This is a genomic window from Candidatus Nitrososphaera gargensis Ga9.2 (assembly GCF_000303155.1).
GTDB lineage: Archaea > Thermoproteota > Nitrososphaeria > Nitrososphaerales > Nitrososphaeraceae > Nitrososphaera > Nitrososphaera gargensis.
In genome coordinates, this window is record NC_018719.1 from 1556339 (window position 1) to 1570140 (window position 13802).

General features: G+C 49.2%; 8 protein-coding genes. 1 reads left to right on the top strand and 7 read right to left on the bottom strand.

The annotated features are described in order from the left end of the window. Nucleotides 1-11 precede the first annotated feature (11 nt). Entirely contained in the window at nt 12-2165 is a 2154-nt protein-coding gene (gene upsF / locus NGAR_RS09340) for a membrane pilin protein UpsF (protein WP_015019460.1), read from the bottom strand. Nucleotides 2166-2231: 66 nt separating this feature from the next. Next, entirely contained in the window at nt 2232-3782 is a 1551-nt protein-coding gene (locus NGAR_RS09345) for a type II/IV secretion system ATPase subunit (protein ID WP_015019461.1), read from the bottom strand. A 230-nt stretch (nt 3783-4012) separates the two neighbouring features. Here NGAR_RS09345 and NGAR_RS09350 point away from each other — a divergent pair, with 230 nt between their 5' ends. After that, on the top strand, nt 4013-5230 hold the full coding sequence (locus NGAR_RS09350) for a hypothetical protein (protein ID WP_015017779.1): 1218 nt from the start codon (nt 4013-4015) through the stop codon (nt 5228-5230). A 14-nt stretch (nt 5231-5244) separates the two neighbouring features. Here the strand turns inward: NGAR_RS09350 and NGAR_RS09355 are convergent, their stop codons facing one another. From NGAR_RS09355 to NGAR_RS09375, 5 genes are all read right to left on the bottom strand, one after another. Further along, entirely contained in the window at nt 5245-10377 is a 5133-nt protein-coding gene (locus tag NGAR_RS09355) for an InlB B-repeat-containing protein (RefSeq protein WP_148681251.1), read from the bottom strand. A 3-nt stretch (nt 10378-10380) separates the two neighbouring features. Further along, nucleotides 10381-10908 carry a hypothetical protein gene (locus tag NGAR_RS09360; protein WP_015019463.1) on the bottom strand — a complete coding sequence of 176 codons (528 nt, stop codon included), beginning with the start codon at nt 10906-10908 and terminating at the stop codon, nt 10381-10383. A gap of 76 nt (nt 10909-10984) precedes the next feature. Beyond that, nucleotides 10985-11440, bottom strand: a complete 456-nt coding sequence (locus NGAR_RS09365; RefSeq protein ID WP_015019464.1) for an archaellin/type IV pilin N-terminal domain-containing protein — start codon at nt 11438-11440, stop codon at nt 10985-10987. Between the two features lie 94 nt (nt 11441-11534). Further along, nucleotides 11535-12632 (bottom strand): ParB/RepB/Spo0J family partition protein, encoded by a 1098-nt coding sequence (locus NGAR_RS09370; protein WP_015019465.1) that lies wholly within the window; start codon nt 12630-12632, stop codon nt 11535-11537. Further along, the gene (locus NGAR_RS09375; protein ID WP_015019466.1) at nt 12629-13651 is read right to left on the bottom strand and encodes a transcription initiation factor IIB family protein; all 1023 of its coding nucleotides are present in this window, start codon (nt 13649-13651) and stop codon (nt 12629-12631) included. Before NGAR_RS09375 ends, NGAR_RS09370 begins: the two co-directional genes overlap by 4 nt. Nucleotides 13652-13802 lie beyond the last annotated feature (151 nt).

Below are 13802 nucleotides of genomic sequence, written 5' to 3' on the forward strand. Positions count from 1 at the left end.
TCCTGTGCAGCCTATCCTGTCACCATTCGAATTATGCCTGAAACAAACTCTGTTGACAGGGAAATCGATATAGCTGCAATTGCCGCGGTCACGGCTATTCTGAGGGTATTCTTTGAAGTCAGGTCGATTGCTTTTCCAGCCACAAAAGCCATGCTTGCAGATGCCGCCACAATCATCATGTTTGTTGTCTGGATCAATTCGTCCGGGACTGACGATATCTGTTTCAAGATTCCGACTTCCGAAGCTGATGCCACAGTAGAGCTAAAGGCAGTCATCAAACTTGCCATAAGCGCCACGGTAAATGCCAGACCTATCGGTGTAAGGTAAGTGAGAACTTCGTACAGCTGCATCGTACTCTTGGCTTCTTTCTTTATCTGATTCACATTGCTCACAAAGTTGGTTAGAGTCTCAAGTGCAGATGCTGTACCTCCTCCGCTATTGACTATTTCACCCAAAAGAAAGAACGTCAGCCGGCCAAGCCAGCTCCTCACTTTGATTTCTGCGTCGCTCAACCTCAGGCCCATCCGCATCTGCTTTGCTGTGTTTTTGAGCAGTGCGTCAAATGTTGTATTGTACGAATTTTCTTCGGCAATTTTGAAGACAGATTTGTTTATGTCGTAGCCCATCTTTTTGTACTCTGTAATATCCCTCAGGAATTGCGGCAATGCCTTTTCGACGAGCGCTATTTCCCTTCTCTGTGCTATGACCGAGGTGCCGTAAAACACGCCTGTGGATATGATGGATGTTGCAAGAGCTATCCAGACCGTTGAATGGGAAAGGAAATATGCTACTACAAAACTTGCTATCGCAGCTACTACACTGAAAGTAGTTTTGCCCTCGATTAGATCATAGGTCTTTGGTTGCATGTTGCTTATCATCATAAAAACGACTGTGGTAAGCAGGGGAATCAGCACTGCCACAACTGCTCCTGTAATGACCGTGGTTTGCAATGGAAACACGAATGCTGTTGTAAGTATGAGTACCGGCATTATGAAGAACAGGCTTACCATGACTTCACCTATGTCAGAAACCATTGCAGTGTAGCGCTGCCACCTGAAACGCATGTCGTTCAGAAGCTCCTTTGATTTTGCGTCCAAGTAATGCACCGTATCTCCGCCACTTCTCCATTCGCTTGTATATCCAAGAAGCAGGCCCCTGAACTTTTCATTTGGATGTACCCTCCCCGCCTGCTCCAGGGCCTCTACCTGGTTCTTGAAAAAGAACTGCACATTCCTCTGTATCATCAGCGCTTCTTTCTCAAGATTTGCAAAGACGTTTCTGGAGGCAATGTTTTCAAAACTGTTGTAAAGCGATAGACCTACGCTCTGCATCACTGATGCATATGTGCAAAAAAACGGCAGCTCGTCTTCTATGCCGCGCTTTCTGTCTCCAGCCATGCTTTTTAGTTTCAGGTAAGGCATCACTAGCATCGCCAATGGAGCAAGCAGAAACAAAAAGGCCGGAAATAGAGGAGCATCATACTGTTGCAAAGAAATAAGGGCAAAGGCTGTCAGCGGGACACTTGCGACAAGAGCAAGCAAGGAGAAGAACACATACTTGCTTGATAGGACCTGCGGGTTTGCCAGCATCCCGGACTTGATGACTTCTGGTGTCAGCAGGCGTGTGCTCATAGTTCTTGCGATAGCCGATAGTATGTTGTTTCTGGAGACCACCCTCAGTCCAAGGTCATTCTCAAACGGCTTTACTGTGACTTCTTTACCTGATCCCTTTCCAGAGCCTCTGGCTTTGGCAGCGCTCCGGTAATGGAAAATTGCAGTTATCGTCAGTGAGGTAATACCGATTCCAATCAGAACAGGACCAAGTGTATCTGTATAGTTTTCATTTACGGGAGTCAGTGCAGACAACACCACTCCTATGCCAAAATAAAGGACAACAGCTGACGCTATGTAAGATACCAGAATAGGATTTGGCTGCCACGAAAGCCTCAATTCCAGATACTCTGGCTTTTTCCATAATTCTATGGCGTATGTCAACAACACCAGTACTCCTCCCACGCCAATCCCCGTAAGCATGATTCCGGCTATCTGTGTGTAAACAAAGCCTGAGGCAGAGTACTGGATAAAGACGTGCAGCCCAATGTACGAACATGCTATCAAGAGCGCTATGATTATCAGGTAGGTAATTCTAGAATCTGCCTTGACCATACAGGATTGTATCGGCCAAGCAGTAAAAAGGAAGAAAAGTGAAACGACAGGAATCGCTGCATTAGACTATGCTGTCCGAACGTTATTGCGATGGTAGTATGATTGGATAGCTTCAGACACATCAGAGTACGATAACCTGTCCTCTTCTACAAGACTTGCAAGCAGGACGCGCCTCTCTTCCAGCTGAGCCACCAGTTCGTCGTCTGTCCAGCCCCTGAGCTTTGCAATTTCCTTTAACCTGTAACTTGTTTCTACCAGATGTTTCGCGGCATTGTCTCCATCGGGAACGAACCTGTCTGTCCTTGGATTCCACGCAAACACCTGTTTCAATTCCACAAGGTTCTCCCTCGGAATGACCTCAGTAGAAGATATTGTTCTTCTGATGACCTTTCCTCCCTGCCTGTCTTTGACCCTGTTTAGCATGAGAAAGTTCCAGACCAGCATCCTGCCTCCAAGGCTTACGTCCATGGGAGGAGAGCTCATCCTGACAAGAGCTGCCTCAGGGCTTTCTGCATGCATTGTGCACAGCGCAGAGTGTCCTATCGCTGCCGCCTGTATCAGCGCCCTGATCTCTGCGCCCCTTACTTCTCCAAGGATGACGTAATCCGGCCTGTACCTTAGAGAAAGGATCACAAGATCCATCAAGTCGACATCAAACCTAGACTCTGTAATAGAATAGGTCCTCCTAGTCTTGAACCGCTGCCAGTGGGTATGCGGCAATCGCAGCTCAGGAGTATCTTCTATCGTGGCAATCTTTGAAGAAGGATTTATCATTGTCGACAGCGAGTTGAGTGTCGTGGTCTTGCCAGAACCCATCGTACCTAAAATCATAACAAATCCCTTTGATTCAACAAGAAGCCAATAGTATGCTGCCATCAGAGCAGACATTGTGTTTGATTTTATGAGATGGGCAATGCTCAGCGGTTCTTTGGGGAATTTTCTGATGTCAAACGAGCTTCCTGGCAGCGTGACCTCGCCGGCAAAAGTCACTGCAACCCTGTGGCCATCAGAAGTCATCGAGTCGGCAAAAGGTACGGCTACGGTGACGCTCTTGCCTGTTTTCTGAGCCAACCTCTGGACATATTTACGAAGGCTATCTTCGCTAGCAAACCTGACATTGGTGTCTATCCAGTCGTATTCTGTGAAGCGCCGGTGCATTACTGCAACAGGCTTGTCATAGCCTTCTGATGATATCTCCTCTACGTCGTTATCCTTCATCAGTATGTCTATTGGTCCGTATCCGATGGCATCTCTTGCGATAAAGTATCTGTACTTTTGATACGCCTTTTCTAAATGCTGAACCAGTCCTAGATTTTCTGCAACTTCCCATATGTAGCCCTCTATGTACTGCAGCGGGTCTTCGGCCTTGGCAATAGGCTTTAGCGAGAAGTACAGGCCTTCCATTATGAGCGAGTAAACCCTCTGCTCTTCTTCGTCCAAAGTGGGTTCAGTGACTATGTATCTTGCTTTGCCACCCCCATCGTTCTTATCCAAAACGACATAAACCGCCGCCTGCTCTACTGCATACCTGTCAAGTATCTCTCCGCTTACGACAGCTACCAGCGGCTCTGCTCTGAACTTTGGACTTTGATTTAGCGGCTTGGGGGCCCTAGCCATAAAAACGAATACTTGAGGCAGGGATCTTGGAATTATTCTTGGCATGTTCATCAATCATGATGTGGCCTGAAATTAAAAAGAGGAAAAATTGGGGTCGGGGTCGGCGGCGGAACTACGTCATCTACACATTATCAGTACTTGGCAATAACGAGTTTGTGAGCAGCTTTTTAGTCGATTGTTGAAGGGCGTCCCTGGCAACAGCTAAAGCTGCCACCAGAGACGCATGGTTTGTGAGAACCCTGCCAATCCAGTGCGGTACATTTACCCAAGAACCTACCGACAAACATTTTTTGACACATGAGAGAGTACTTGGTAATGCAGTAAACGTACTGCTGCCAGTCTTCAGGCCAGCCGATTTCAGAAAAAGGCGGTATTCAGTAGTCGATATAGCAAATTCTGTGGTCTATGCCTGTACCGGTGGGACATCCATAACACAAGCCTGCTGTACTCTGGCCAGCACCCCGTCCAGGAGGGATGTCCAGTACCACGTGTCCAAGATTGACATTTCGTGGATTCAGTCGGCCGCCAACAGGCTGCTGCAGAAAAGGGTGGCGGAGACCCTGCACAATCGAGCTGTCGACATAGCCATCGACATGACAGACGTTCCCTACCACGGCGAGCCTGAGAATGAGGGGGATGTCAGACGCGGCAGGGCCAGGAGCGGCACGACCCACTTTTTCACGTACGCCAGCGCCTACGTGATGCTCCATGGAAGGAGGTTCACCTTGGCCACCAGGTACATCCGGGAGGGGGAAGCACTGGTTGGAGTAGTCAGGTACCTGCTTGCAGAGGTACAGAAGGCGAGCATCGTGATAAAATGCCTGTTCCTTGACAAGGGGTTCTTTACAGCAGCTGTAATGAGCTACCTCAATTCCATGCGTATCCCGTACATCATAGCCGCTTTTCCAAGAGGCAGGAAAGGCGGCACGTTATCCAGACTGACCCGGAAAAGAAGGGATAGTTTCGTCGTACCGGACTGCGAAATGACAGATTCTGCCACCGGCGAGAAATGCACATTCAGGCTGTATGCCGTTGCCAAATACCGGAAGAAAAGGTACAGGAAGAAACGCGGCGTCCAGTACATGTACTATGCCGCAGGCCTTGTCAATATCCCGGTAGGGCGGATGTTTGACGAGTACCGGAGGAGATTTGGCATAGAATCGTCATACAGGGCGATGGGAAAGAGCAGGGCCAGGACGTCATCCAGGAGTCCAGCACTGCGCTTCCTCTATGTTCTGGCATCGCTTGTTATACAGAATGAGTGGGTGTACATCAAGTGGCAGTACCTCAGCAAGGCGACGCGCGGAAGGTACGGGAGAAGATACGATGCAGAATTTACGTACTTTCATATGCTGCTTTTTCTGCGGCTGGGACTGGAGCAGAAATACGGCGCGGTGTACTCGGTACAGATCAAAAACAGCAGGTCAGTTATAATTGATGGTGGCTAATTGCCAGGTACTGATTATGGATTTGTCGATGTAAAGTAAAGCGTGGCGACCATGTTGTTTGTGGTCCACCCATACCCATTGCCAAACCTCAAGTCAAAGTTGGAGCCTCTTGTCCACTGATAGGTCGATACAAGCAAGTCTCCCACTATCACCTGCTTTGGAGTAAATACCCTGGCCGCTCCAACCACTCCATTGTACGATTTTGTATTTGTCCAGTCAACAGACGGGCTTGTGTCTCCCTTGTTGTTGTAGGTGTCTCTGTATCTGAAGTAAAGCCCCTGGTCTGAATCCGAGGTTATGCCTTTCACATTCAAGTAACCGGAATAGCTTATCGCCAGTTTGTCTATCGCATACGAGTGGGTTGCAGGTGTCAGCTTTGAGTTCCACTTTGTTGTAAAGGCCTTGGTATACCCCCATGCGGCATAATCATGGGCGCCATAGTGTGCTCCCTTGTTGTCTGTCCTCACATCCATACTCCACTCCCACCCAAGAAGCCAATTGCTGGCAGACTTTGCATATGGCAGGGATACTGACCTCAGGACAGGGTTTCCAAGAGAGTCGGTCTTCGAGGGGTCAGCCACTTCTGCAGTGTATGTATTTGGATTCAAAGTGTACTGCTGCCACGTGATTGGATAGTAGGCTATCAGTGTTGAAGGTCCGTTTACATTGATCGTCCTAGGATTTGACGTTGAGAGGTTGTCCCACCACTTGAACACAAAGCCTCTAACATCAACGCTGGTTATCGACTTTGTCACGGATGTATCGACAAGGCTTATGTCATAGGTGCCAGCAGGAAGCGCAAAGGATGCCACGCCATTGGAATCTGTCTGGACCGTGGCGGTTCCTATCTTTACCTTCAGGCCGGATAACGGTGACGTTGAAAGACTTCCATAGGTTGCCAGAGTTTTCACGCTGACGGTGTATACCTTCTGGAAGCTTGCTGTTTCTGTTATTGGTGCGTTAATCGTTATCGTGACAGGGTTGCCTGTTCCCGAATACGAGCCTGAACCAGAACCTGACCATGTATCGAACTTGTAGCCTGACGATGCCGATGCTGAAATCGTCACCTGTTTACCAGAGTCGTACCAGTCACTGGAAGGCGATACGGTACCAGCTGATGAAGAAGGCGATACCTGCATCGTCAGGTAATGCTGCTTCTTCTCCATGGCAGTAAAAGTCACTGCAGAGTTGACCGTCACAGTCCTTGGATTTGCTGTTACTCCTCCGCCATCGCTCCATTTTTCAAACAAATATCTTGTGCCTGACGACTGGAGATAAGAAGAGGGAACTGCTATGGTGTGGGTTCCTTGTGAGACCTGTACTGTTACCTGACCACTTGTATCGGTCGTGTATGAGGAGGAGTCTATCGTAACAGTGATTCCCTTCACCGGCGCGTTGAACTGATCCTTGACACCTACTGTAAGTTGATAAGTTGTCTGCTTGGGTATTGTAAGCGTCAGAGTCGTAGTCCTTGTTTTGCCATCGGCACCTGCACCATTGATCGTTACTGTGAATGTTCCAGTAGCGGCTGACTGGGACACGGAGAGTGTTAGCGTACTTGAAAAAGTCGGCTTGCCGCTTGACGGGATGAATGCATAGGTAACGCCGGAAGGCAGACCTGTGGCCGACAGCGATACTATGTTGCTATATCCATTCAGTGCATCTATCTTGATTGTGGTTGAACCAGTGGAACCTTGCTGTACTGTGAGAGTGCCAGGAGTCGCAGATAGCGTAAAATCTGCTGTATTGACTATTGTCAGGGTTAACGTTGTGGATTTTGCAAGGGCACCTGCAGTTCCGGTTATTGTCAGGGTATAGGTGCCGGCATTAGCTGCGGAAGACACGCTTATGCTCATGGTACTTTTGAATGTGGGATTTCCAGTCGATGGATTGAAAGAGACAGCAACGCCGGAAGGCTGTCCTGTCGACGACAGCACGACGGCCTGCGCAGAGGATCCCGCGAGTAGGTCTACAGAGACTGTAGTCTGCGCAGACGAACCTTTGGCAATCGACAAGCTTGAGGGACTGATGGACATGGCATAGTTGAATGGCTGTTGCGTTGTCTGCGAGCTTATCGTCAGCTGATATGTTGCTGTCCTTGAGACGCCTCCGCCACTTCCTGCAACAGTTATTTGGTATATGCCAGTAGCAGCGTTGCTTGGAATGCTGATTGTCAGGGTACTGGCAAATGTTGGATTTCCTGAAGCAGGACCGAAAGTAAAGGTCATTCCAAGCGGTCCTCCACTTGCAGAGAGGCTCACTGTAGATGATGTACCACTCAGCAAGGTTGTTGTCACCGTAGTCTGAGAGGTTCCTCCCTGCTGCACCGTCCCGGAAGACGGATTCAGCGACAGCGAGAAGTCAAACTGAGGCGCTATCGTAAGCGTTATAGTGGTGGTTCTGATCTTGCCGTCAACCACACCTGTTCCTGTGACAGAAAGCGTGTATGTCCCGGCGTTCGCTGTGCCGGCATTTATCGTCAGTGTACTGGTAAATGGAGCATTTGACGACCATGGGAGGAAGGAGTAGGATGCCCCTACAGGAAGACCTGACAGGCTCAGGCTCACCCCCGAGGAATAGCCGTTTATCGAGTTTACGGTGACAGTCGATGAACCTGAAGAACCTTTTGCAATGCTTAAAGAGGAGGGGTTTGCAGAGACCACAAAATCGCTGCCTGATTGACCCTGTGCAAATACCGCAGCCAGCGCATGATCCTTGTTCATTGTGACTGAGGCAGGGTTCTGGGACCCGATGCTTACTCCGTCAAGAGTCCAGTACGATAATTTCCATCCTGCGTTGGGCAGGGCAGTTACCTGCACGCTTTCATCTTCGAGGTAGGAGTACGTGCCGGGAGCTGGGCTCGTAGTGCCTCCACAGGTTGCAGCTGACGCCGAACTTTCCAGCTTTATATTGTCATACCAGTTCTTCTGGTTCCAGTTTGCGCTCCACCCGTCTCCCAGAAACAGGACAATCCTGATCTTGTTGTTGATATTGCTCCCTGACGATGAGGATAGCACGCTGCAGGTAATGTCTTTGCTGTAGGATTTCCAGCCGGTGTCCTGTGTTCCCCCGGCTACGAGCGTTTCTTCGTAAAGTATCTGGTCTGTGTCGGCGTTGTAGATGCGGACGAAGGCGTTGGTTACCGTGCTGCCAGCATAATCTGATGCAGCCCTGTAATTGAAAGATAGCGTCAGGGTCCCTGCCTTTGACCACGAAGAAAGGTCAACCACCTTCTGCATCCCGTGTACTGTGGCAAACGCGTCTCCACTGATCTTTGCCGAGGGGGCCGGACTGCCAGTTCCGGTGTCTCGGGTCAGCGAATAGCCGCTGTCTCCCCAGTATGACCATCCATCAAGACCTGTGCCAAAAGTGTCTGAGATGAAAGTGGTTGGCGCGACAGACGGTCCGGCTGTCTGGACTGATATTGTCAGCTGGTATTTTGCCTGCACTTTCAGCGTAAAGGTTGTTGAATGGGTTTTCCCGTCCTCTCCCTGCGCCTGCACTGTTACAGGGTACGAGCCTGGCGCCGCAGACGTTGATGCAGATATGGACATTGTGCTTGTGAACGCAGGGACACCACTCTGTGGACTGAAAGAGGCAGATACGCCGGATGGAATTCCAGATGCTGACAGGCTCACGATCTTGTTGTAGCCGTTGATAGGAGAGATTGTAACAGTGTTAGAACCGCTTCCGCCTTGCTGGACATCTACGTTACTCGAATCCAGCACCAGCGAAAAGTCAAACGATGTCTCTTGGATGGCAAGCGTCAGCTGGGCGGATTTTGTCTTGCCGTCGATACTTCCAGTACCTGTCACTATGAGGTTGTATGTTCCCGGGTTTGCCGTGCCTGCGTTGATGTCAAGGACGCTTGTAAATGATGGATTTCCAGAAGGCTTGCTAAAAGTTGCAGTAGCACCGCTTGGCAGTCCTGATAACGACAGGCTGACCTGCCCGGGGTATCCGTTCAGAGATGTTACAGACACTAACGAGGAGCCTGAACCTCCGCTCTGCAGATTCAATGATGACGGGTTGACTGATAAATCAAAGTCTGGCTGAGCGGTTATTTGCAGTGTAAAAGTATCTGAATGGACCTTGCCTGTGTCGTCGCTTCCTTTCACCGTGATTACGTAGGTTCCAGCCGGCGTGTTTGCTGCTGAACCCATAGTCAGTGTACTTGTGAACAGCGGTTTTGCACCGAGAGGGTTGTAGCTGTAGGTAACCCCTGCAGGAAAACCTGATGTTTCCAGCGTTACTGTCTTGTCATAGCCGTTTACCGGCGACACAGTAACCGAATTTGTTGCAGCAGAAGAACCCCGTTGCAAAGTTACAGTCTTTGATGACACTGACAGTGTGAAATCTTGGTTGGATGCGGCATTGACCTGCAGAGTCAGGGTGGCAGAATGCACCCCGCCATTCTTGTCATCACCTGTAATTGTGATGGTGTAAACTCCTGTAGGCGTGGCCGAGCCTACCTGCACTGTCAAAGTGCTTGTGTACGGGAGATTTCCACTTGACGGCTTGATCAGGTAACTTGTACCGTGAGGAAGACCAGATGCAGACAGAAACACGGCGTCTGAGAAGTCATTTAAGGGACTCACAGTTATCGACGCGGTACCTGTCTTGCCTTGTTCTACTATCAGCGAATCCGGTGCAACGGCTATTGCAAAATCTGGAAGAGGTTTGTTCTGCAGTGGTTCAGAATCTACCCAGAAGATATTTCCCAAAGATGTAAGGAGACCCATCTTGCCGCTGCCAAGGCCTCCTCCTGTAGTACTGTCAGGTATCGTGTAATCCAGTTTCTGTGCAGAGGGTAAAGCCAGATTGAGAGGTTTCAGACTGAGGTTCCCTGTTGAATCATCTGCCGACACCAGCCCAATTATTCTGGATGTTGCAGGACCATCGTTTGCTATCTGTAATTTTGCTTCTTCCAGCTGTACTGCAGTTATCTGCTCCTTTCCCTTGTTGCCAACTAATTCTGTGGTCTTCTTTACAGCGGTGTTGTAGTTGTCCTGGGCCATGAATATGAAAGATGTGGTGCCTATAGCTGCCACTGCAACAAGCACAAAGATTATCGTGCCTAGGACTGGCGAGATCCCTTTGTTTCGTCGAGAATGATTGTTATTGCGTTTATTATTATCATTTGTCATCGCTCAAAGCCCCCATGAATAGACAAGATTGTCATCAGTCACAAGGACTGCCTCGTAACTCTGACCGGAAACTATTGGATTGACAGCGTATGGAACGTCGATGACAAGGTTGGTTACCGAGCCTACCTTTACCGCGCTAACCTGCTTTCCGTCCAGCGCGAGGAGGTTGAAGCTGTTCTGCGGAACACCATCGATGAATACGTATTTTACATTGACATCTGAATAGCCATAGTTGTACAGGCTGATCTTTACCTGAGTACTTGTTCCCTGGACCTTTTCCCAGTGGTAAACAACGCTGAGAAGCTGGCCTTGCTTTAGCGTTCCTTTCCTTAGCGATTGAACGACAGACTGGGCTTCGTTGCTTGTCTGGTTTAGTGCATAACTGGCATAAACAGAGAAGGCACCCATGGTGATAACAGCAACCAGTACTGCCCCAAGCACCTCGCTTGAGCCCCTTCTGGACCTTACTCTCTTCCTCGGACCTTCAGGCGGAGTGTTGCGGTATTGCAGATCACTAGAATCTCCCATCATTCAATTCCCACAAAATCGGCCGGTGAATCTTTAAAAGACGAAAAAATGGGGGTTGAGAGCCTTCTTTGTTGTAGACTCAACCAGAGCTGGCAAGTACCGACGATGTGTACTGGGCTGTGCTTCCGTCGCTTGCAGTAGCAGTTATTGATACAGGGTACGTCTTGCCCGGCGTTACAGAGAACCCTGCCGGGTTTGTCTTTGTGTCGCTCAATGACTGTCCTGGCTGCAGGTTGTTCAGCGTGGCAGTCAGCGTTCCTGTGTCTCCGGTGACTGTGTATGTGACAGAGTTGAGGAATTTGTTGCCCGTGTTCTGCAGCGTGATGCTAAAGACCGTTGCTCCGCTGGTTGTCTTTACCATGTTGACGGATTCTATCTCTATCTGTGTTCTGGCTGCTACTGCTCCTGCGGTTGCAAAGAAGACGTTGTAGACGAGCAGTCCTCCAGCCACTGTTATGGCTATAAGGACTATTGTTGCCAGTATTGGACTGATTGCTCTCCTGTCTGATTTCAGCTTGCCTAAAAGGTGATTCACTTTGGTTTATGCACCAAAAGCAAGGTTTTCGAGAGTTTAAAAGAGGGAACCTGGACAGAGGCAAGCCGTTTTGGCGGATGGCGAAAGTGAACGGCTAGATCCACCTGAAAGTTCTACCCTCAAAATCAATGGATATCTGATTGCCACACCTGGGGCACCCGTCAGTAACTTTGGTGGGCAGGGCTTGGACCTCTGAGGCCCTTACGAACGTGTCTTCTGGGGTGAGCTTTAGCACTCTCTTATTGTTCCAGTCAATCATGTAGTGGCTGTCGCAGCCTTCGCAGTCAAAATTCCCTTCAACAACATGCCTTGATTTTGATCTTGATGTTGGAAAACTGCCGCCGTTGCGGCTACAAGCAAACCCTTTTCCAGTTTTACTTGGCGCTTCGTTGTGTTCGTTATCATCGTCATCATCAGAGTCTTGGCGATTGGAGCCGTCAGCAACATCATCATCGTCGTCGTTGGGAGTTTTACTATGTAATTCCTGTACCACGGTTTCCAAAAGAAATCTCAAGTCCGTGTAGCTTTCCACCTTCTTGTTCTGAGGGCTGAAGAAATAGTCAACTACCTTCTTTAGCTCCACTTCCGGGATGGCCTGTGCCTTTTCTGCAAGCACTATGGCGTGTGTTATGGAGAACCGTTTTGATGCGTCACGCATCAAAGAACTTATATAGTTGCGCACTGGCTCTGGTATTTCTCTTATCGTAAGAATCCGGGAAATCCATGACTGGTCAACACCGTATTTTTGTTCTAGCTGTCTTGTCGTCACCTTCTCTTTGCCGCTACCGCCTTCATCTTCGCCATCATCATAGGCCTTGCTGCTTTCTCTCATCCATTCCCCATAGAACAGCTTGAACGTCTTTATCGGGTCCAGGAACCCCCTGTTGTAGTGCGATGTAAAGCACCTGACTTTTACCTGGTCGTCGTTAATGCTGTCTTCGACTATGGCCTGCAGGGACTTCCATCCAAGGTCAATAGCTGCATCGAACCTCTTTTCACCGTCTATTATGAGGAAATAGTCAGCGCGTGGAGTGACTAGGACCGGATTTACCTGACCTTCAATTTTCATGCTGGTTTTAAGCGATTCAAACTCTTCTTTTGTCATGGTGTTGCAGTTCCATCCGTTCTTTTTTAGATGGTCGAGGGATATCGCCTGTATGCTGTTTTTTGATAGAGTGGCAGAAGATTTCAAATTGAAGTATCCCCTCGTGACTCTCCTTCATCCGGCCGCCATCGCTGCCCGAATCTTGCGAATTCGCCAAAAACCTGCGACCTGTACTCCGCAGCCGGATTGACCCTAAATTTCACTACTTTTCCTCCTTCGCGCATCTGGTTCAGGATACGTTCTATTGCAAGAGAAACCTTGTATTTGTCTAGGTGAAGCGTCTTTGCTATTATGCTGGATCCCAGCACTCCACCTTCGATTCTGTCCGCAACGCAGATAGCAGCCGCGGCCACCATGACGTTGTTTCTGCCTTCTCCGCGGACGTCTGCAAGTATCTCCAGCGACCTACTGTAGATTCTCCTTTCAATATAGTCCAGAGGGTTTGCGATATTTGCGAGCCGGGATCTTGTTCCTTCGTCAGAGATCAAACAGTTTGTGAGATTGAAGACATAGTCTCTTGGAGCAAGGGTTTCGTATTTTATCCCTGTTACAAAGCTGATCCTCCTCAGATTTCTGAGGATTTTCTTATCTTCGATGTTGCTGTATCCTATCTTTCTGTGAGCCTCCACTAGCTTTTGTGTTGAGCAAGATATACCGGATGTTTTGCAGGCCTTTCTTATTGAGAATATGGAAATCTCTGCAGGAGAGACCTTTATCCTGACTTGGTCTTCTTTCCTTTTTGATGCCAGCTCGTTCGTGACCTTGGTTGCCCAGTACACTGCTTCTTTGACAAGGCTTTCTGGGAGCGCCAGGTTGTTTCTGTCACAGACCCTGTCGATAATCTTTACAACCTTCTCTTCTGACGACCTGAGTGTATGCCTGTAAGCGCCTGTCTTCAGCCCGAGTTTCTCTTTCTCTCCCCTTGTCAGCAAGGCAGTACCATTGCCGGACCTTGTAATCGACCAGATGTTGTTCATTACCGCACCGTGCACGTGTGGGTGGTACGAAGGGTAGCAACCCTCTTCATCCTGCAGGCCGGTCCTCTGCTCGTCGTCCACGGCGCCGCAGGCTGTGCAGACTACATCGCCTCCATCATAGACTAACATTCCGCTGCGGCATACCCTGCACGTATTGACAGACTGTTGTCCGCGTTGTTCGCCGACAGGCGTAGGTGGTAAACTGGCATAGTTTTTGTCATAGGGATAATAATCTTCTTCACAACCAACCCTTTCTGGCGGATTTTCATCTTGAGCTTGT